This is a genomic window from Flavobacterium inviolabile (assembly GCF_013389455.1).
GTDB classification, from domain to species: domain Bacteria; phylum Bacteroidota; class Bacteroidia; order Flavobacteriales; family Flavobacteriaceae; genus Flavobacterium; species Flavobacterium inviolabile.
The window spans coordinates 3,721,274-3,738,906 of the sequence record NZ_CP058278.1 but is presented as its reverse complement, the minus strand read 5'-3'; the positions used below and the strand labels follow the sequence as shown (position 1 = coordinate 3,738,906).

Here is a 17,633-nt window from a genome sequence, read left to right as displayed (position 1 = left end):
CGTTAATTTTTTTAAGCGATTCTTTCTAATTCTTTCATGGCGTCTACCAAAACCTGTACGCTTTCCAGCGGAAGGGCATTGTACATGGAAGCGCGGTATCCGCCTACGGAGCGGTGACCGTTTAGTCCGGAAATTCCGGCTTCTTTCCACAGTTTGTCGAAAAGTTCTTTATGTGTGTCATTTTCCAGAAGGAAAGTCGCATTCATGATCGAACGGTCTTCGGTAGCGGCCGTTCCTTTAAATAACGGATTGCGGTCTATTTCGCCATATAATAAAGCGGCTTTGGCTTCATTTACTTTTTCGATAGCGCTGATTCCGCCCAGGTTTTTAAGCCATTGCAGCGTTAATAAAGAAGTGTAAATAGAAAAAACCGGCGGCGTGTTGTACATGCTTTCCTTGTCGATATGCTGCTGATAGTTCAGGATATTGGGAATGGCTCGGCCGGTATGGTTCAGGATACTTTCTTTAACAACAATCAGGGTCGTTCCGGCTGGTCCCATATTTTTCTGGGCGCCGGCATAAATCAGGTCAAATTTTGAAAAATCGATTGTACGGGAAAAAATATCGGAACTCATGTCGCATACCACCGGAACCGATGTTTCCGGGAACATTTTCATTTGGGTTCCGAAAATGGTATTGTTGCTGGTACAGTGAAAATAATCCGAATCGGCAGCAATAGTATAGTCTTTGGGAATATGATTGTAGTTTTCCGGTTTTGAAGACGCTGTGACAATCGTTTCTCCGAAAGCTTTGGCTTCTTTAATCGCGCCGCTTGCCCAGGTACCGGTATCCAGATAGGATGCTTTTCCGTTTACTTTCATCAGGTTATACGGGATGCGAAGGAATTCCATACTGGCACCGCCCTGTAAAAACAAAGCCTGGTAGCCTTTTCCCTGTAAGCCTAAAAGTTCAAGAGCCAAAGCCCTTACTTCTTCCATAACGGCAACAAATTCTTTACTTCTGTGGGATATTTCCAATATGGATAAGCCGGTATTGTTAAAATCTAAAACGGCTTGTGATGCTTTTTGAAAAACTTCTTGTGGTAAAATGCAGGGACCTGCGCTGTAATTGTGTTTTTTCATTGGGGAAACTAATCTTTAAAAACTTGAATAACGACTTCTTTGTCTACTAAATCGGTAAATTTACCATTGTAACGGGTGGCTTTAACCAGATGGTTATCAATCCAGTGATAATTACCGCCCCGGGGTTTGCCCATCAGGATACTGTGGTATTTAAAACCGTGCTTTATCAGCCATTTTTCCGTAACCTCACGGTGTTCTTCGGTGCGCGAGGTGAAAAAACAGATAATATGACCTTCATCATACCATTTGTTGATTGTTTCAAGAGCATCCGGGAAAGGAAGACAAGTTTCCATTCTTTCAGGTTCTTCATTGGGAATATCGTCGGTAATGGTACCGTCAATATCAATGAGATAGTTCTTAATCCCGTCTTTGAGTACAGGACTAACATTGTTTTTGTGTTCTAGTTGCATTGAGTGTGTTTAAGACTGTAAATTTCCTAAAAAAAATAATCTTAATCACAAAAGAAAACGAGAAAGTTAGATTTTTATTAAAAAAGCAATCGTGTCCACATTATCTGCATAATCCCAAAGTTTAGGCTTCTGGGTTTGCCCGAAAATAACACTATCCTCAATAATGCCATTTGATACAATGCACTGAAGCTGATCTTTTTCGGAGTTGAGTTTCTCTGTTAAAGCAGCAATGGAATCGTAATATTCATAGAAAACAGACGAAATAGGAGAGGCATAGCTGGAATCTTCCTTGATTGTCAGGAATTCATTGTCCAGAAGTTTGAAGCCGCTCATCAGAAAAACCGCCTTGTTATAATCGTAATTGTTGGTGTATTTTTCATAATAAATAACATCCCTGTATTCATACATGGCTTCAAAGAAAAGCGTGAAATCATAGTCTTTCGGTACAAATAATTTCGAAACGTTACGGCAGCCCAGACCGAAATAACGGAAAATATCTTCACCAAGCCCGATCAGGTCTTCTTTGCTTTCCTTTCCGTTTAAAATAGCAACGGAATTTCTGTTCTTGCGAATGATGCTCGGCTTGTCTTTAAAATAGTATTCAAAATAACGGGCCGTATTGTTGCTTCCGGTAGCGATTACCGCATCGAAATTTTCCAGCTTCCCGTCTGTAAAAGTGATATAATCGGCTAATTCCGGCTGTATGGCAATCAGATAACCGGCTAAAAAAGGAAGCAGCTTCTGATCGTTGGATGATGTTTTAATCAAAACCTTGTGGCCGGACAGGATAACCGACAAGAAATCATGAAAGCCAACCAGCGGAATGTTTCCGGCAAGAATTAAGCCCACCGTTTTGGGTTTTACGGCAGTGAAATCATAGCGGGACAACCATTTGTCAAGCTGTTCTTCGGTCAGGGCTTCTGCCCATGACTGTATTGCAAAATAAACCTGCTCCGGAGTGAACCAGCCATTATGGGATTGCGATAATTCAATTAGTGTGATAAAGTTATCATAGAATAAGGCATTGTTCTTCACATCCGGTTTTTGCTCATTTCCGTTTATCGAAAACTGATTTAAAAACTTTCCTAATTCAATAAAACTTGTTTTTTTATCGCTTTGTGTCATGAGTGGCTTGTTTATGAATGGTTTTGATTGTAATTTTGTGCAAAAATAATAAAATTAGCTATGGCAATCATTATAACAGACGAATGTATCAACTGTGGGGCTTGCGAGCCTGAGTGTCCAAACACGGCTATCTATGAAGGGGCAGACGATTGGAGATATAAAGACGGTACCAAATTAACCGGTAAAATAGTGCTTCCGGACGGAACAGAAGTGGATGCGGAAGCAGCACAGACGCCCATTTCGGATGATATATATTATATTGTTCCGGGCAAATGTACGGAATGTAAAGGTTTTCACGAAGAACCGCAATGTGCGGCAGTATGTCCGGTGGATTGCTGTGTTCCGGATGATAACCATGTGGAAAGTGATGAAACACTTTTACAGCGACAATCCTTTTTGCATAACGAATAAAAAAAAGCCTCAAGATTTCTTGAGGCTTTTTTTATGCTTTCCGGATTAGTTACGAATGATTTCTGCTTTTTCAAACGTTACCGTATCGGCTTTTTCATCGTATGTTTCCATGATCAAATCACCGTTGGTATCAAAATGGCCAATGGAAATTTTGTTTTTATTTTTTACAATATACGTATTGTTAGACGTTTCTCTAAGAACTGCCAACTGTTTTTTTGTATCCGGATTGATAATAGTGTATCCCACTTTATCAAGCAATACCTGGTATTTCTGTCCTTTGTAGGTGTAATAAGCAGAGCGGTCTACATCTACATAACGGGTAATACCGTCAACAGTAACTTTAACTTTAGAAACAACCTGGGTTGGTCCTAACTGCATTTCTTTGTTTAAAGATTTGGAATTGGCATCTTTTAATTCAACGTCCTGAACTTTTTCTAATTCCTCGGTTTTAACGATTTTTTTCTCGCCTTCAGAATCCTTTATTGTTCTTACGGTTGTTTTAACTTCAGACTGAACATTGGTGTTTTGGGCGTATATACCCGCAGAGAAGAATAGTATTATTAAACTTAAAATTGATCTTTTCATAATATTTTTTATTTTAAGGTTACTATTTAACAAATATAAGCTTTAAAAACGGAAATATTAAACAATTTGTATTAAAAAATTTATAAAAAAACGTTTTTTTGCCAATAAAATGTTAAAATAAAAGTAGGTTGAAGTTTGGCTAATAATCAATATATTTGCAGACTTTTAAAAACTCATATACATGAAAGCTGGAATCGTAGGATTACCTAATGTTGGGAAATCAACCTTATTCAATTGTTTGTCGAATGCAAAAGCACAAAGTGCTAACTTTCCGTTTTGTACTATTGAACCGAATATCGGTGTGGTAAATGTTCCGGACCCGAGATTGGAAAAATTGGAGGAATTAGTGAAGCCGGAGCGTGTACAGCCAGCTACAGTGGATATTGTGGATATTGCCGGTCTTGTAAAAGGAGCCAGTAAAGGAGAAGGTTTAGGAAACCAGTTTTTAGGAAACATCCGCGAGTGTAATGCGATCATACACGTTTTGCGTTGTTTTGACAATGATAATATTGTTCACGTAGACGGTAATGTAAATCCTATCCGTGACAAAGAAACAATTGATATCGAATTGCAGCTGAAAGATCTGGATACCGTTGAAAAACGTTTGGAAAAAGTAAAAAAAGCGGCAAAAACAGGAAATAAAGAAGCACAGGTTGAGGAAGCATTGCTAACCCGAATCCGTGAAACATTATTGGCAGCGAAATCTGCCCGTACAGTTGTACCGCAAAATCATGATGAGGAGGCTTTAATGGAAGGTTTTCAGCTGATTACGGCAAAACCGGTTTTATATGTATGTAATGTAGACGAAGGTTCTGCGGCAACAGGAAACAGTTATGTAGATCAGGTTAAAGAACTGGTAAAGGATGAAAATGCGGAGGTTATTGTTCTGGCAGTAGGAACGGAAGCGGATATTACAGAATTGGAGAGCTATGAGGAACGCAAAATGTTCCTGGAAGATTTAGGTTTAACAGAACCGGGTTCGTCAGTATTGATCCGTGCGGCTTACAAATTGTTAAACCAGCAGACGTATTTTACGGCTGGTGTTAAAGAAGTACGTGCCTGGACGATCAACGTGGGTGATACGGCACCAAAAGCTGCCGGAGTAATTCACACTGATTTTGAAAAAGGATTTATCCGTGCTGAGGTTATTGCTTATGATGATTATGTAGCCTTTGGTTCGGAATCAAAAGTAAAAGAAGCCGGAAAATTAAGAGTGGAAGGAAAAGAATATATCGTTAAAGACGGTGATGTAATGCACTTTAGATTTAATGTCTAATTAACGGAGTAAAATAAGATAAAAAGCGAAACAATTGTTTCGCTTTTTTTATGGCGTCAGCTGAAATCGGTATGGCTAATTTTAGTAATTTTAGACGGAAAAAAATATACCTATGAAAATTATCGCTTTCGCTGGCAGTAACAGCCATAACTCTATAAATAAGAAACTGGTAACCTATGTTGCAAATTTGTTTGAAGATGCAACTGTTGAGGTACTTGATTTAAACGATTATGCCCTGCCGGTATTCAGTGTCGATTTAGAGCAGGAAATAGGGAAGCCGCAACTGGCAACGGATTTTTTGGAGAAGCTGGCTTCTGCAGAAATGATCGTGGTTTCACTGGCCGAGAATAACGGTAATTATTCCGTAGCGTTTAAAAATATTTTTGACTGGAGTTCCCGACAGCTTAAAGATGTTTTCCAGCAAAAAGCGGTTTTGCTCATGTCGACTTCTCCGGGTGCAAGAGGCGGGGCAAGTGTATTGGAAATAGCCAAAAACAGCCTGCCGAGATATGGCGCTAATATCGTGGCAACATTTTCATTACCGGGTTTTTATGAAAATTTCGATGTGGATAAAAAGCAGATCTCCAATCCGTTGTTTGACAACCAGATTAAAGACATTGTAAAAGAATTCAGTTTTTAATAGAAATGGTCTTTAATTTGATAGTATTTCCTGTAATAGTGAAATAGTATTAACAAAACCGGATTTTTATCAGGAATGGTTGTATTTAAAAAATGCCTCAGGATTTTGGGCTGGACAGTTGCCGGAATCACAGGATTTCTATTGCTGTATGTCATAGCAGTATTGGTATTGTCCCGGATTACTGTTAACGGTGCGGAAGCGGCTAACGGACAGCGGGATATCGCTGTTTATATACTGACCAATGGGGTGCATACGGATATCGTGGTACCGGTAAAAAATGAGGTCAGGGACTGGACAAAAGAAGTGTCTTTCCGGCAAACCAGATCTAAGGATAGTATTATGAATTACCTGGCTTTCGGATGGGGTGATAAAGGGTTTTACCTGGATACGCCCGAATGGTCCGATTTAAAAGCCGGTACGGCTTTTAATGCTGTTTTTAACCTGGGAAGTTCGGCTATGCACACCACTTTTTATAAGAAAATGACGGAAGGGGAAGACTGTAAAAAGATAATGCTGTCCAAAGAAGATTATCGGCAGCTGGTTGCTTATATTGCCGGTAGTTTTCAGCGGGATGCGAACGAAAAAGTACTCTGGATACAGCATCGGAGTTACGGCAAAAACGATGCTTTTTATGAAGCTAACGGTGCTTATAACCTGTTTTATACCTGTAATACCTGGGCAAATAATGCTTTAAAAGCGGCACGGCAGAAGGCAAGCTGGTGGACCGTTTATGACAAGGGAATATTTTGCCATTATAACTAATATACTATGAAATTTAAAAAAAATATCAGAAACATACTGTTGCTGTTTATAGCCAGTTTTATCGCGTATTTTCTAGGCGCAGATTTTCAATATAACATAAAGTACAACTGGATACATAAAACAGGTGTTTATTTAGGATATGCCTTGTTGTTTCTTTCGGTTTTTGCTTCCGTAACCACAACGCTGGAAATTGCAAAATCGGATGAGGTAAAACCTAAAATGCTATGGATTTTGCTTGCGGGAATTCCGATTTTATTCTGTTTTGTAATATTTATACTATCTTTAGTAGCGTTTGATCTGAAGCTTTTTTGATTGTCAGAGAATCAGTTGTTTACAAATTCTGTTTGATAACTTTATTGCTGCGCTCTTTCATTTTTTCGGCAGAAATGCTATATTAGCAGAAAATCCAAAATTTCTTTATGCTAGAGCAAAATCAGTACACCGAAGACAATATACGTTCACTCGATTGGAAAGAGCATATCCGTATGCGTCCTGGAATGTATATCGGAAAACTTGGGGACGGATCTTCACCTGATGACGGTATTTATATTCTTCTGAAAGAGGTTCTTGACAACTGTATCGACGAGTTTGTAATGGGCGCCGGAAAAACCATTGAAGTCACGGTAAAGGACAAAATGGTAACAGTACGCGATTATGGCCGTGGGATTCCATTGGGTAAAGTGGTCGATGTTGTTTCGAAAATGAATACCGGGGGAAAATATGACTCCAAAGCGTTTAAGAAATCGGTAGGTCTGAACGGGGTTGGTACCAAAGCCGTAAATGCCCTTTCCAACTATTTCCGCGTGGAATCTGTCCGCGACAACCAGCAGAAAGCAGCCGAATTCTCTGCCGGAAATTTAACGCTGGAAGAAGAGATTGTAGAAACAACCAAACGCAAAGGAACAAAAGTGTCCTTTATTGCGGATGAAACCATATTCAAGCATTACAAGTACCGTAACGAGTACATTGTTAAAATGCTTAAAAATTACTGTTACCTGAATACCGGATTAACCATTATTTACAATGGCGAAAAATTCTATTCGGATAACGGTCTGAAAGACTTACTGGAAGAAACCATTTCGGAAGAAGACATGATCTACCCGATCATCCACTTAAAAGGGGATGATATTGAAGTCGCATTAACCCACAGTAAAACACAATATTCAGAAGAATACTATTCGTTCGTAAACGGACAGAATACCACTCAGGGAGGTACCCACTTAGGGGCTTTCCGTGAAGCTATTGTGCGAACGATCAAAGAATTTTACAATAAAAACTTTGAAGCGTCCGATGTGCGGAAATCCATTGTTTCGGCTATTTCGGTAAAAGTTGAAGAGCCGGTTTTCGAATCGCAGACCAAAACCAAACTGGGATCGACCGATATGGGACCAAATTCACCGTCGGTACGTACCTATGTCAATGATTTCGTAAAAACAAACCTGGATAACTTCCTGCATAAAAACCCGGAAGTAGCCGATTTGTTACTGCGCAAGATTCTACAGGCGGAAAGAGAACGTAAAGAACTTTCCGGAATCCGGAAATTAGCCAAGGACCGTGCGAAAAAAGCCAGTCTGCACAACCGTAAACTACGCGATTGCCGCGTGCATTTAACCGATATTAAAAATCCGCGTTATCTGGAAAGCACCCTGTTTATCACTGAGGGAGATTCCGCATCGGGTTCCATCACCAAATCAAGGGATGTGAATACGCAGGCGGTATTCAGTTTGCGTGGAAAACCGCTGAACTCGTATGGGATGACTAAGAAAATCGTATACGAAAATGAAGAATTCAACCTGCTTCAGGCAGCCTTGAACATTGAAGAAGATATGGGCGACCTGCGGTACAACAACATTGTAATTGCTACCGATGCCGATGTCGATGGTATGCACATCCGTTTGCTGCTCATCACGTTTTTCCTGCAATTCTTTCCCGAACTGATTAAAGCGGAACATTTGTATATTCTGCAAACGCCGTTATTCCGGGTGCGTAATAAAAAGGAAACAATTTATTGTTACAGTGAAGACGAACGCGTAGCCGCGATAGAAAAATTAAAACCGAAACCGGAAATAACCCGATTTAAAGGATTGGGAGAGATTTCTCCGGATGAGTTCAAACACTTTATCGGCGAAGACATCCGTCTGGATCCGGTAATGCTGGATAAAGCAACATCCATAGAAAAATTACTGGAATTCTATATGGGAAAAAATACACCCGATCGTCAGGAATTTATCATTAAAAACCTGAAAGTAGAATTGGACGTGGTTGAGGATAAATAAAAATCGAGTTTCAAATTTCAATTTTGAATTAAGCATATAAATGGACGAAGAAAATTTAGATCCAATAGAAGAAGGGCAGTCACAAGGGGAACAGTTTTATAATAATCAGGAAACAACTGATAACGATACGATTACGAAAGTAACCGGAATGTATAAAGACTGGTTTCTGGACTATGCTTCCTATGTTATCCTGGAACGTGCAGTTCCGGCAATTGAAGACGGTTTTAAACCGGTACAGCGCCGTATCATGCACTCTATGAAAGAGTTGGATGACGGGCGTTACAATAAGGTTGCCAACGTGGTAGGGCATACCATGCAGTATCACCCTCACGGAGATGCGAGTATTGGTGATGCGATGGTGCAGATTGGTCAGAAAGATTTATTGATCGACACGCAGGGGAACTGGGGAAACATCCTGACCGGCGATGGTGCGGCAGCTTCGCGTTATATTGAAGCCCGTATCAGTAAATTCGGATTGGAAGTATTGTATTCGCCAAAAATTACCCACTGGCAGCTGTCCTATGACGGACGTCGTAACGAACCGATCAATTTACCGGTAAAATTCCCGTTACTGCTGGCGCAGGGTGGTGAAGGTATTGCCGTAGGTCTTTCTACAAAAGTACTGCCGCACAACTTTAACGAACTGATCGATGCTTCGATAAAAATATTAAAAGGAAAACCGTTTACCCTGTATCCGGATTTTCCAACGGCAGGTATCGCCGATATGTCGGCCTATAACGATGGTGTTAGAGGCGGGCGTGTACGCGTACGTGCCAAGATTTCACAATTAGACAAACAAACACTGGTTATTTCCCAGATTCCTTTCTCGACCAATACCACAACACTGATTGACAGTATTTTAAAAGCGAATGAAAAAGGGAAGATAAAAGTTAAAAAAATTGAAGACAATACGGCTGCCGATGTTGAAATATTGATCCATCTTCCGCCGGGTGTTTCACCGGATAAAACAATTGATGCGCTTTATGCCTTTACCGGCTGTGAAACATCTCTGGCGCCTTTAGGCTGTGTGATCCAGGATAACAAGCCGTTATTTATCGGTGTTTCAGAAATGTTGAAAATCTCAACAAACAGAACGGTAGAATTACTCAAGCGAGAACTGGAAATCCAGTTGGAGGAACTTGAGGAACAATGGCATTTTGCTTCTTTGGAACGTATTTTCATCGAAAACAGGATTTACCGTTTAATTGAGGAAGAAGAAACCTGGGATGGTGTGATTAAAGCTATCGATAAAGGGCTGGCACCACACGTTACCCATTTGAAACGTGCGGTAACCGAAGAAGATATTGTTCGTTTAACGGAAATCCGGATCAAGCGTATCTCGAAATTCGATATTGACAAAGCACAGGAAAAGATCGAAGCTTTGGAAGGAGATATCGCACAGGTAAAATATGATCTGGAACACCTGATCGATTTTACGATTGCCTATTTTACCCGATTAAAAGAACGTTACGGAAAAGGAAGAGAACGCCAGACCGAGATTCGCAGTTTTGACACCATTGAAGCTACGAAAGTAGTGCTTCGAAATACAAAACTATACGTAAACCGTGAAGAAGGGTTTATTGGTACCGGACTTAAAAAAGACGAGTATGTTGCGGATTGTTCCGATATTGACGATGTGATTGTTTTCCTTCGCGACGGTAACATGATGATCTCCAAAGTAGACGATAAAAAGTTTATCGGGAAAGACATTATTCACGTGGCGGTATTTGACAAAAACGATAAAAGGACAATATACAATATGATTTACCGCGATGGTAAATCCGGGCCTTCCTATGTGAAACGTTTTAATGTTTCCGGGGTAACCCGTGATAAAATGTATGATCTTACGAATGAAACGAAAGGATCGCAGGTGTTGTACTTTTCCCACAATCCGAATGGAGAGGCCGAAGTAGTGACCGTATTGCTGCGTCAGGTGGGCAGTATTAAAAAACTGAAATTCGATCTGGATTTTGCAACCCTGACCATAAAAGGACGGGGCAGTAAAGGGAATACCGTTACCAAATATCCGATTAAAAAAATAGAACTGAAAGAAAAGGGCATTTCCACCTTAAAGCCGCGACGCATCTGGTTTGACGATACCGTACAACGATTGAATGTCGATGGAAGGGGAGAGCTTTTAGGAGAATTCCGTCCGAATGACCGGTTGCTGATCATTAATCAGTCCGGAAAACTAAAAACCATCGTACCGGAGCTTACCACGCATTTTGATGAAGATATGGTGGTACTGGAAAAATGGGTTCCTAAAAAACCGGTTTCGGCAATTTATTATGACGGCGAAAAGGAACGTTATTATGTGAAACGATTCCTGATTGAAAACGAAAATAAAGAAGAGGTGTTTATTTCCGAGCATCCTAACTCGCAGCTGGAAATTGTTTCGACTGATTACAGACCGGTAGCAGAGATTGTTTTTGCAAAAGTAAAAGGTGTTCAGAAAGAAAACCAGACGATCGACCTGGAGCAGTTCATTGCGGTAAAAGGTATAAAAGCCTTAGGAAACCAGCTAACGACAGACAAGCTCAAACAGGTTAACCTGCTGGAATCGCTGCCGTATGATCCGCCGGCGGAAGAAATCCCGGAAGAGATTGAAGTTCGCGGCGAAGAAGATTTATCGGATGAAAATGTACAATTGGAAGACGACGGTCAGATTACGCTGACGTTAGACTAATAAAAAAGCCCTCAATTGAGGGCTTTTATTTTTTATTTGCGTTTGCGGATTTTCATGTTGACAAATTCTACTGCCAGCGAGAAAGCAATGGCAAAATAGAGGTAGCCTTTCGGAACCGCACCAATGTGCTGTCCGGCTAATGTAGCCTCCGATAAGTGCATACTTTCCGTGATCAGCATAAAACCGATAAGGATTAAGAATGCCAGTCCCAGAATCTGGATAGAAGGGTTTGAGTTCACAAAGTTTCCAACAGGAACTGCGAACAGCATCATCACCCCGACAGAGATAATTACCGCAGTAATCATAATAACTAAGGCACCGTTAAGACCGTTTGTCATTCCCACAGCAGTAAGGATACTGTCTACAGAGAAAATAAGGTCAATCAGTAATATCTGGAAAATAACATTTCCAAACGATTTGGCCGCAGCCGTTTTGATGTTGTGCTCTTCTTCCCCTTTGTGGTCCACTTTTTCATGGATTTCTTTGGTACTTTTATAAATCAGGAATAAACCTCCTAATAATAAAATAAGCGCCTGACCGGTAAAATGCCCGTTAAACCAGCCCCAGTTTACACTGAATAAAGGTTCTTTCATGGCAATTAGCAACGTGATCCCGAATAATAAGCCTATTCTCATGAACATGGCTAAGAACAATCCGATCCGGGTAGCTTTTTTTCGTTTCTCTTCCGGTAATTTTCCGGTAACGATCGAAATAAAGATAATGTTGTCAATACCCAATACGATTTCAAGGAATGTTAAAGTTAATAAAGCGATCCACGCATCCGGATTTAAGAATACTTCCATTTTAGTTTTTTGTTATTTGGTTTTGGTTTAAAATACAGCTGTTAAACGTAAATTAATCGATTTTTGTTACAGTTCCCTTCTGTTTTTTTGGATCGCCCACAAAAGAGTACTCAAAAGTATAGCCTTTGTTGCTGGTAGTCAGTATTTTCATACTGATGGCTTTTTTATCCTGCATGTTCTTCGGATGCAGTTTTTGCAGGACAAATTCACAATCATTGGTCCAGCGAACGGAAGCCGTGTCGGTTTTTCCGTTAAAGGTCTCGATTTGCAGGCTGTCGGTTCTTTCAAATACGGATGTCATGTGTTTGCCGTCTATTTCCTGGGAAAATTCAAATTTTCCGGTTCGGAAATCCTTGCAGTTACGTTCCTGGTTGTAGCAGGAAACAAAAACAATAATAAAAGAAAGTAGTGCTATTTTTTTCATTGTAATTTTTTTAACTCTTCGTCGGTAAAGTTTCGTATGGTTTTTTCTTTGGAGAATTTTTCGGCATTATAGGCGTTGGATTTGTTTTTAGGAATCGAAAGACTGTCCCAGTTTCCTTTTTTCAGCATTTTAGCATAAAAAACAATTTGTCCAACATGGTAAGGATAATGGGCTAACTGACGGTTGATCGCTTCCGTAACGGTATGCCCTTCATTGCGGATATAGATAATTTCCGAAAGCTGTTCCGGCTGCAGGCTGTTTAAAGTGTCAAGCAGGCAATTCCAGCCTTTGTCCCAGGCTGCCTGCAACTCTTCTTTGGTCATAACCGATTCTTCAAACTCTTCATCACGGTTGCGCCACGCTTTCTCCCCATCAGTGTTCAGGAAGTCGGTCCATCGGGAAAGCATATTGCCGGAAAGATGTTTGACAATCATGGCAATGGAATTGGTATCGTCATTTAAAGAAACAAAGAATTGTTCCGGTTCCAGCTGCTCCATGGCTTTTTCGCCTATAGTCTTGTAGTATAGAAACTGTTTTTTGACACTTTCCAGATAGTTGCTGTTGATTTCCATGATTATGATTCTTTATCAAACATGCTGCTGGTAATGGTTCGCAGTCCCAAAAACATAAACCACATTGCGGTAATGCAAACTAAAATCCCCAAACCAAGTACCGGATAAAACAAGGGATTATTTTGATTTTTAAAAGAGCTGTTGATAATAACAGGTCCTAAAAACAGTAACGGTAAGGCTCCGGCCAGATACCGGATCCCTCTGCTTAATACTTTTTTGTTGGTATGCATGATTTTGTGTGTTAAGTTTCGCTAAATACGATTGTAATTGTCAATGGCTTTGCGGACGTTCTGGTGTTCTTCCAGCAGTTTTTGCGCCTCTTCATAGGTAACATTAATCTCGCTCATAATCATCCGGATACCTCTGTCTACCAATTTGTGATTGCTCAGCTGCATGTCCACCATTTTATTGCCTTTCACTTTGCCCAGCTGAATCATCGTTGCGGTAGAAAGCATGTTTAAAACCAGTTTCTGTGCAGTACCGGCTTTCATACGGGAGCTTCCGGTAACAAATTCCGGCCCTACAACAACTTCAACAGGAAATTTTGCTGTTTCGGCTAAAGGACTTCCCTGGTTGCAGGTAATGCATCCGGTGGTAATATTCAGCTGATTGCATTTTTCCAGGCCGCCAATTACATAAGGAGTCGTTCCCGAAGCGGCAATGCCAATCACGACATCGTTTTCGGTCATGTTCCATTCCGACAGGTCTTTCCAGGCCTGTTCGCGGTCATCTTCGGCAAACTCCACCGCTTTCCGGATCGCAGTGTCGCCACCGGCTATTAATCCGATTACCAGGTCGAAAGGAACGCCAAAAGTTGGCGGACATTCGGAAGCATCCACAATTCCCAAACGACCGGAAGTTCCGGCGCCTATGTAGAACAAACGGCCGCCGTTTTTCATTTTGGCAACAATCTCGGTTACCAGAACTTCAATTTGCGGCAGGGCTTTTTCAACAGCCAAAGGAACGGTTTTGTCTTCGTTGTTGATGTTTGTCAGTAATTCCGAAACGGACATTTTTTCTAAATGTTCATATTTCGAAGCTTGCTCGGTGATGCGTGTAAATGACATTGGTGAAACGAAATTAATAGTATTGCTATATTTTATTGATCAGGCTAACAAGAGGGTTAATTGCCCTTTGCCTATTGCTTATTGCTTTTGCCTTTTATTTATTGCTTATTGCCTTTTTATTACCAGTTATCAAATTTACATAAAATAAGCCAGGATTATCCCTAATATAATGGCCGTTAACTTAGCCATATTGAATTTATGGCCTTCGCTGCTTTCAAAAATAATAGTGGACGAAATATGGAATAAGATACCAATTACAATAGCGGTAATCTGACTGTAATATTCGCTGATAAACGGTAAATATCCTGCTAAAAGGGTTCCCAGTGGTGTCATGGAGGCAAATACCATCATGAAAATAAAGATGGCCGTTTTATTCAGGTGCGAATTGATAAAAAAGGTGGTTAATATAATCGCTATCGGGAAATGGTGAATGGCAATTCCCCAGGCTAGATCATGGTGATGGCTCACCGGTAAACCTTCCAGTAAGGCGTGTAAGCACAAACTGATGAATAACGACCACGGAATGTGATGCATGGTTTCATGTCCGTGAACATGCCCGTGTTCGGCACCTTTCGAAAAATATTCCAGTACGATCTGGAAGACAATCCCGATCATGATAAAAATCCCGACAGGACTGTGGGTGTGATCGTGGCCTTCGTGGGCATGGTTGCTGGCTTCATAAACTTCCGGCAGCAAATGGGAAACCGTCAGCGCCAGCAGGAATGAGCCGCTGAACGCTAATAATAACTTTAGATTCTGTTTATTTTTCGGACGGAAAAAGGTTGCCGCAACATACCCTATAATTACCGATAGTAAAGGAATTAAGTATAGCATATTATTTGAAAATCATTATAAGTCGTTCGGAATCGTTTTTTAAAAATTTACGCAGTTTGTAATCGCCAAATACATCCAGTAAGAATATACCGGCTTCTTCCATCATGGCTTCAAAATCGGCAAGTGTAAGTGCCTTTACTTTTTCTGTAAAATGGAACTGTTCGCCATTGTCTTCAAAGCGGATTTCTTTATAAATATGATTGTCCTTTTCATAACGCTGAATGTGGAAATCGATGCCTTCCACTGTTTTTACTTCTTCCGGCACCAGGTTATTGACCACATGTGTTACGTTCATAAAATCAATAACGGCAAAACCATATTCCGATAAGCTGTCTTTAATTGCCTGTAGCGTAGTCAGGTTGTCGGCATCACTTTCAAAATAGCCGAAGCTGGTAAAAAGATTAAAAATAGCATCAAATTTTTGTTCAAAAGGCAGACGCATGTCGTGTACCTGAAAATGCAGCGTGTCGTTGGTGTATTGGGAAGCGCTTTTAATGCTGTTTTCGGATAAATCGGCTCCGGTCACATCATAACCCAGTTGATTCAGATAAACCGAATGACGTCCTTTACCGCAGGCTAAATCAAGGATTTTAGCATTTTCCGGCAGGTTAAGGTAGTGGGTCAGGTTATCCATGAATACTTGCGCTTCAGAGTAGTCACGATCCTTATACAGTATGTGATAATAAGGGGTGTCAAACCAGGAAGCATACCAGGTAGTTGTATCTTTTTGCATTTTTTTAGAATTTCAAAATAGTTTAATCAGCGTACTAATTAAAATTAATAATTATTGAGTGTGGTAAACGAAAGTGTAATAAGTTTTACACAAGCCAACAAATTTAGTGTATTTTTGCGGATGTAATTCCAAAATTGCAGTAATTGCAGTATTTGATTTTGAAATTATGATTTGTTTATAGGAATTTTAGTAGAGAATGAAAGACTTTAAAATGGTAGCCAAAACTTTTTTTGGCTTTGAAGAAATATTAGCCAAAGAATTAACGGTTCTTGGAGCGCAGAAAGTGGAACAGGGAACCCGTATGGTTAGTTTTGTCGGAGATAAAGGCTTCCTATATAAGGCAAACCTGGCGTTGCGCACGGCTTTAAAGATTTTAAAACCGATTTATCATTTTCGTGCGTTTAACGAACAGAGTCTGTACAAAGGGATTCAGGGTGTTGACTGGTCGAAGTATATGTCTGTTCACCAGGCATTTGTTGTGGATGTAACCCTGCATTCGGATTATTTTAACCATTCGCAGTTTGTATCACTGAAAGTAAAAGATGCTATTGTGGATCAGTTTCGTGAAAAATTCGGAAAACGTCCGAATATCAACAAGGATTTTCCGGATCTGAGAATTAATATTCACATTCAAAACGATCAGTGCTCGGTTGCTTTAGACAGTTCCGGGGATTCGTTACACCACAGAGGATACAAGACCGCAACGAATATTGCTCCTATCAATGAAGTACTGGCAGCAGGAATGCTGTTGCTTTCCGGTTGGGAAGGGCAGGGCGATTTTTTAGACCCGATGTGCGGTAGTGGTACCATAGTGGCAGAAGCAGCAATGATTGCCTGTAATATTCCGGCAAACATTAACCGTAAGGAATTTGCTTTCGAACGCTGGAATGACTGGGACAATGATTTGTTCGATCAGATCATGAATTCCCTGATGAAAAAGACCAGGGAATTCCATTATACAATCAAAGGATACGACAAGGCGCCTTCGGCAGTTGCCAAAGCAAAAGACAATATCATCAATGCCAACCTGGATGATTATGTAACCATTTCGCAGGCAAACTTTTTTGAAACCGAAAAAGAAACCCGCGGACCGTTGCACATGGTGTTCAATCCGCCTTACGGCGAAAGACTGGATATCGACATGGAACGTTTTTACAGGGAAATCGGCGATACCTTAAAGCAAAATTATCCGGGAACACACGCCTGGTTTATCACCGCTAATATTGAAGCCCTGAAATTCGTAGGTTTAAAACCTTCGCGTAAAATCAAGCTGTTTAACGGTAAGCTGGAAACCCGTTTCGTAAAATACGAAATGTATGAAGGCAGCAAAAGAACAAAATTTCAAAATCAGAATAACGAATAAAAACCTATAGTATGGCTATGAAACCACAAGTAAAAGCTTTTATATTTCAGTTAACAGGATTTGCTGTTTTGTTTATATTGTTTCGTTTTTTAATAGACGCCTATACTAACCTGCAGGGATTCTGGATTCCGGTTACGGCTTTTGTAGTATCAACTTTGCTGGCACCAAAATTTCAGGCTGTTAAAACCAATGACGGCGAAAAACTTTTTATGAAATGGATTTTTATGAAAGGTATCCGAGAGATTAAATAAAAAGCCAAGGCTTTTAAAGTTATATAAAATCCCGATAGTACTGCTGTCGGGATTTTTGTTTTTATCTTCAAAACTTTTTATAATTTGTAATTATATGTTGAAATGTTATTGAAGACAATCGAAATTATTCATTACTCTATTCAAACGAAAACCCCGATACTTTTTATAATCGGGGTTTTATTCTTAACCTGATTGATTTTAATACTGGCAGGAAGCGAATTGTTTTGTATCCCCCTCAACTTCACACAGACTGGTTACTATAGACAGGTATAGACCGATATATCCGTTTTGCATTTTAAATAGAGCTAAACCGAAAATCCAGGTCATAAATAC

The 17,633-nt window shown here is 40.2% G+C and carries 20 protein-coding genes; 9 read left to right on the top strand and 11 right to left on the bottom strand.

Annotated elements, in window-relative coordinates:
- Positions 1–11: 11 nt before the first annotated feature.
- From serC to HW120_RS16875, 3 genes are all read right to left on the bottom strand, one after another.
- On the bottom strand, positions 12–1,082 hold the full coding sequence (gene serC / locus HW120_RS16885; RefSeq protein WP_177735746.1) for a 3-phosphoserine/phosphohydroxythreonine transaminase: 1,071 nt from the start codon (positions 1,080–1,082) through the stop codon (positions 12–14).
- An 8-nt stretch (positions 1,083–1,090) separates the two neighbouring features.
- Positions 1,091–1,492 (bottom strand): LNS2 domain-containing protein, encoded by a 402-nt coding sequence (locus HW120_RS16880; RefSeq protein WP_177735744.1) that lies wholly within the window; start codon positions 1,490–1,492, stop codon positions 1,091–1,093.
- Positions 1,493–1,558: 66 nt separating this feature from the next.
- The gene (locus HW120_RS16875; RefSeq protein WP_177735742.1) at positions 1,559–2,617 is read right to left on the bottom strand and encodes an acyl-CoA reductase; all 1,059 of its coding nucleotides are present in this window, start codon (positions 2,615–2,617) and stop codon (positions 1,559–1,561) included.
- A gap of 60 nt (positions 2,618–2,677) precedes the next feature.
- On the opposite strand from HW120_RS16875, the gene HW120_RS16870 reads away from it, so the two are divergent.
- Positions 2,678–3,028 carry a 4Fe-4S dicluster domain-containing protein gene (locus HW120_RS16870; RefSeq protein WP_177735740.1) on the top strand — a complete coding sequence of 117 codons (351 nt, stop codon included), beginning with the start codon at positions 2,678–2,680 and terminating at the stop codon, positions 3,026–3,028.
- Between the two features lie 45 nt (positions 3,029–3,073).
- Here the strand turns inward: HW120_RS16870 and HW120_RS16865 are convergent, their stop codons facing one another.
- Positions 3,074–3,613 (bottom strand): hypothetical protein, encoded by a 540-nt coding sequence (locus tag HW120_RS16865; protein ID WP_177735738.1) that lies wholly within the window; start codon positions 3,611–3,613, stop codon positions 3,074–3,076.
- A gap of 181 nt (positions 3,614–3,794) precedes the next feature.
- Between HW120_RS16865 and ychF the strand changes: the two genes are divergently transcribed.
- From ychF to HW120_RS16835, 6 genes are all read left to right on the top strand, one after another.
- Positions 3,795–4,889, top strand: a complete 1,095-nt coding sequence (ychF, locus tag HW120_RS16860; protein WP_177735736.1) for a redox-regulated ATPase YchF — start codon at positions 3,795–3,797, stop codon at positions 4,887–4,889.
- A 112-nt stretch (positions 4,890–5,001) separates the two neighbouring features.
- Positions 5,002–5,529 carry an NADPH-dependent FMN reductase gene (locus tag HW120_RS16855; RefSeq protein ID WP_177735734.1) on the top strand — a complete coding sequence of 176 codons (528 nt, stop codon included), beginning with the start codon at positions 5,002–5,004 and terminating at the stop codon, positions 5,527–5,529.
- Between the two features lie 75 nt (positions 5,530–5,604).
- Entirely contained in the window at positions 5,605–6,291 is a 687-nt protein-coding gene (locus HW120_RS16850; protein ID WP_177735732.1) for a TIGR02117 family protein, read from the top strand.
- 6 nt (positions 6,292–6,297) lie between these two features.
- The gene (locus HW120_RS16845; protein WP_177735730.1) at positions 6,298–6,603 is read left to right on the top strand and encodes a hypothetical protein; all 306 of its coding nucleotides are present in this window, start codon (positions 6,298–6,300) and stop codon (positions 6,601–6,603) included.
- 107 nt (positions 6,604–6,710) lie between these two features.
- Positions 6,711–8,567, top strand: coding sequence for a DNA topoisomerase IV subunit B (locus HW120_RS16840; RefSeq protein ID WP_177735728.1), 1,857 nt, complete (start codon positions 6,711–6,713; stop codon positions 8,565–8,567).
- Between the two features lie 40 nt (positions 8,568–8,607).
- The gene (locus HW120_RS16835) at positions 8,608–11,253 is read left to right on the top strand and encodes a DNA gyrase/topoisomerase IV subunit A (protein WP_177735726.1); all 2,646 of its coding nucleotides are present in this window, start codon (positions 8,608–8,610) and stop codon (positions 11,251–11,253) included.
- A 32-nt stretch (positions 11,254–11,285) separates the two neighbouring features.
- On the opposite strand, the gene HW120_RS16830 is transcribed toward HW120_RS16835, so the two are convergent.
- The 7 genes from HW120_RS16830 to HW120_RS16800 form a co-directional block, all read right to left on the bottom strand.
- Complete coding sequence (locus HW120_RS16830; protein WP_177735724.1) at positions 11,286–12,056, bottom strand: TerC family protein; 771 nt, start codon at positions 12,054–12,056, stop codon at positions 11,286–11,288.
- 52 nt (positions 12,057–12,108) lie between these two features.
- Positions 12,109–12,480 (bottom strand): DNA topoisomerase IV, encoded by a 372-nt coding sequence (locus tag HW120_RS16825; protein ID WP_177735722.1) that lies wholly within the window; start codon positions 12,478–12,480, stop codon positions 12,109–12,111.
- Complete coding sequence (locus tag HW120_RS16820; protein WP_177735720.1) at positions 12,477–13,052, bottom strand: DUF1572 family protein; 576 nt, start codon at positions 13,050–13,052, stop codon at positions 12,477–12,479. The genes HW120_RS16825 and HW120_RS16820 overlap by 4 nt, the downstream gene beginning before the upstream one ends.
- 2 nt (positions 13,053–13,054) lie before the next feature.
- Positions 13,055–13,282 carry a DUF6095 family protein gene (locus HW120_RS16815; RefSeq protein ID WP_177735718.1) on the bottom strand — a complete coding sequence of 76 codons (228 nt, stop codon included), beginning with the start codon at positions 13,280–13,282 and terminating at the stop codon, positions 13,055–13,057.
- A gap of 21 nt (positions 13,283–13,303) precedes the next feature.
- On the bottom strand, positions 13,304–14,119 hold the full coding sequence (gene murQ, locus HW120_RS16810) for an N-acetylmuramic acid 6-phosphate etherase (protein WP_177735716.1): 816 nt from the start codon (positions 14,117–14,119) through the stop codon (positions 13,304–13,306).
- A 135-nt stretch (positions 14,120–14,254) separates the two neighbouring features.
- Positions 14,255–14,953: a ZIP family metal transporter gene (locus HW120_RS16805; RefSeq protein ID WP_177735714.1), complete on the bottom strand. Its 699-nt coding sequence runs from the start codon at positions 14,951–14,953 to the stop codon at positions 14,255–14,257.
- 1 nt (position 14,954) lies between these two features.
- Entirely contained in the window at positions 14,955–15,686 is a 732-nt protein-coding gene (locus HW120_RS16800; protein ID WP_177735712.1) for a class I SAM-dependent methyltransferase, read from the bottom strand.
- A 196-nt stretch (positions 15,687–15,882) separates the two neighbouring features.
- Here HW120_RS16800 and HW120_RS16795 point away from each other — a divergent pair, with 196 nt between their 5' ends.
- Both HW120_RS16795 and HW120_RS16790 read left to right on the top strand, forming a co-directional pair.
- Positions 15,883–17,049, top strand: a complete 1,167-nt coding sequence (locus tag HW120_RS16795) for a THUMP domain-containing class I SAM-dependent RNA methyltransferase (RefSeq protein WP_177735710.1) — start codon at positions 15,883–15,885, stop codon at positions 17,047–17,049.
- Positions 17,050–17,066: 17 nt separating this feature from the next.
- The gene (locus HW120_RS16790) at positions 17,067–17,300 is read left to right on the top strand and encodes a hypothetical protein (RefSeq protein WP_177735708.1); all 234 of its coding nucleotides are present in this window, start codon (positions 17,067–17,069) and stop codon (positions 17,298–17,300) included.
- Positions 17,301–17,633 lie beyond the last annotated feature (333 nt).

Coding starts and splice junctions, on each gene's coding strand:
- HW120_RS16815 (WP_177735718.1), bottom strand. CDS start 13,282: ATGCATACCAACAAAAAAGTATTAAGCAGAGGGATCCGGTATCTGGCC.
- HW120_RS16865 (WP_177735738.1), bottom strand. CDS start 3,613: ATGAAAAGATCAATTTTAAGTTTAATAATACTATTCTTCTCTGCGGGT.
- HW120_RS16875 (WP_177735742.1), bottom strand. CDS start 2,617: ATGACACAAAGCGATAAAAAAACAAGTTTTATTGAATTAGGAAAGTTT.
- HW120_RS16790 (WP_177735708.1), top strand. CDS start 17,067: ATGAAACCACAAGTAAAAGCTTTTATATTTCAGTTAACAGGATTTGCT.
- HW120_RS16795 (WP_177735710.1), top strand. CDS start 15,883: ATGAAAGACTTTAAAATGGTAGCCAAAACTTTTTTTGGCTTTGAAGAA.
- HW120_RS16880 (WP_177735744.1), bottom strand. CDS start 1,492: ATGCAACTAGAACACAAAAACAATGTTAGTCCTGTACTCAAAGACGGG.
- HW120_RS16805 (WP_177735714.1), bottom strand. CDS start 14,953: ATGCTATACTTAATTCCTTTACTATCGGTAATTATAGGGTATGTTGCG.
- HW120_RS16855 (WP_177735734.1), top strand. CDS start 5,002: ATGAAAATTATCGCTTTCGCTGGCAGTAACAGCCATAACTCTATAAAT.
- HW120_RS16835 (WP_177735726.1), top strand. CDS start 8,608: ATGGACGAAGAAAATTTAGATCCAATAGAAGAAGGGCAGTCACAAGGG.
- murQ (WP_177735716.1), bottom strand. CDS start 14,119: ATGTCATTTACACGCATCACCGAGCAAGCTTCGAAATATGAACATTTA.
- HW120_RS16845 (WP_177735730.1), top strand. CDS start 6,298: ATGAAATTTAAAAAAAATATCAGAAACATACTGTTGCTGTTTATAGCC.
- HW120_RS16830 (WP_177735724.1), bottom strand. CDS start 12,056: ATGGAAGTATTCTTAAATCCGGATGCGTGGATCGCTTTATTAACTTTA.
- HW120_RS16820 (WP_177735720.1), bottom strand. CDS start 13,052: ATGGAAATCAACAGCAACTATCTGGAAAGTGTCAAAAAACAGTTTCTA.
- serC (WP_177735746.1), bottom strand. CDS start 1,082: ATGAAAAAACACAATTACAGCGCAGGTCCCTGCATTTTACCACAAGAA.
- HW120_RS16800 (WP_177735712.1), bottom strand. CDS start 15,686: ATGCAAAAAGATACAACTACCTGGTATGCTTCCTGGTTTGACACCCCT.
- HW120_RS16850 (WP_177735732.1), top strand. CDS start 5,605: ATGGTTGTATTTAAAAAATGCCTCAGGATTTTGGGCTGGACAGTTGCC.
- HW120_RS16870 (WP_177735740.1), top strand. CDS start 2,678: ATGGCAATCATTATAACAGACGAATGTATCAACTGTGGGGCTTGCGAG.
- HW120_RS16825 (WP_177735722.1), bottom strand. CDS start 12,480: ATGAAAAAAATAGCACTACTTTCTTTTATTATTGTTTTTGTTTCCTGC.
- ychF (WP_177735736.1), top strand. CDS start 3,795: ATGAAAGCTGGAATCGTAGGATTACCTAATGTTGGGAAATCAACCTTA.
- HW120_RS16840 (WP_177735728.1), top strand. CDS start 6,711: ATGCTAGAGCAAAATCAGTACACCGAAGACAATATACGTTCACTCGAT.